Source organism: Streptomyces sp. NPDC058464 (assembly GCF_042721035.1).
GTDB lineage: Bacteria > Actinomycetota > Actinomycetes > Streptomycetales > Streptomycetaceae > Streptomyces.
The window spans coordinates 1-1,165 of sequence record NZ_JBHXMA010000121.1; the positions used below are offsets into that span (position 1 = coordinate 1).

A 1,165-nucleotide genomic window follows, 5' to 3' on the forward strand; every position below is an offset into this window, starting at 1 on the left:
CACTCCTCCCGGCCTGGCTCAACGAGCCAGACCCCTTGGAGGGGGTCAACTTTCAAGCGTCGCTACTGGTCCACTTTTCAGCCGTCGCCGACACGTCGGAAGTACGCACGGCCGAGCACCGCTGAGCGCCCCAGTTTTACTCCTTTAGGGGATTCCCCACAAGGGCGGAGGGGTTGCCTCGCCTTAGCCCTCGACGTCCGGACGCTAACTAAAAGGACAGTCATTGCACTGATGTCTCATCATGCGCGCCTAACGGGCTAGAGACATCGTCCTCACCCGGCCCCTCTTCCTCATACGCGAGTGGGCATAGCGCAGTTGAGACTGCATCCCTGCGTCCGAATGGTCAACCTTCTGAGCACACAAGGCGAACGCACCACAACCGCACCAGATCGAGCGGGGAACAGCGGGGAACCACGGTGAAAAGCAGCCTGGCCCAGCTTGGACACAGCCCGGACGTTCGCCCAGGTCAGCGCCCCAACCATCCACAAATGCCCGCAGCTTCCCAAGCTGATGGACCGACAGCTACCCAACGAGCGCGTTACTCGCGATGCCGGCGCCTACTAGGCCGAAGGCTGAGAGCCCAGCGATCCATACGGAATAGGCACGAGGACGGGCCACGCGCGGCATGGGCACTCCGAGCTGTGCGCACCGGTCGTTCAATGGCCTGTGGAGCACCTCCCAACCCTGCTCTCGCTCGAACCTCTCCAGCCAAACGGCATCCGCGATCGCACTGAGTCGGTGCCGCATCAACAGCTCAACGGACATGAAGGCGACCACCACCGACAGAAGCCCAGACCCGAGCCGCGCGAGTTGACCCGATCCGGGCCCGAGGCCAATCGTCATCAGGAACGCCTGGGCAGTGAGGGCGATGCCGGGTACCTGCCAGACCATCTGATCGAGACTCGCGTGCCTGGCTGCAACAACTTGATACATCACGAGGCGTTCATCCGAACTCGGTTGCGTCGCCATCTGAGCCCCCGTTGATCGGTGTTGGAGAACAAGCTCTGCTCATGACTGGTACCACCGAGAGATGGCAACCATCCCCGAGGATCCGGGATGACCGCACTGACGTGGGTTGCGTCCAGGGAAGTGGTGTACGGGTTCGACCTGATCCGGGGGTTTGCTCCGGCGTTGGGATGAGGCCCGCATAGATGAACGGCCACCG

1 protein-coding gene is annotated in these 1,165 nt (G+C 62.4%); it reads right to left on the minus strand.

The window, feature by feature from the left end:
- Nucleotides 1–522 precede the first annotated feature (522 nt).
- A complete protein-coding gene (locus ACFWPQ_RS51945) occupies nucleotides 523–969 on the minus strand; it encodes a hypothetical protein (RefSeq protein WP_384052201.1) in 447 nt (148 codons plus the stop codon).
- Between the last annotated feature and the right edge of the window lie 196 nt (nucleotides 970–1,165).

Excerpts from the sequence above, each read along its gene's own strand:
- ACFWPQ_RS51945 (WP_384052201.1), bottom strand. The coding sequence starts at position 969 with ATGGCGACGCAACCGAGTTCGGATGAACGCCTCGTGATGTATCAAGTT.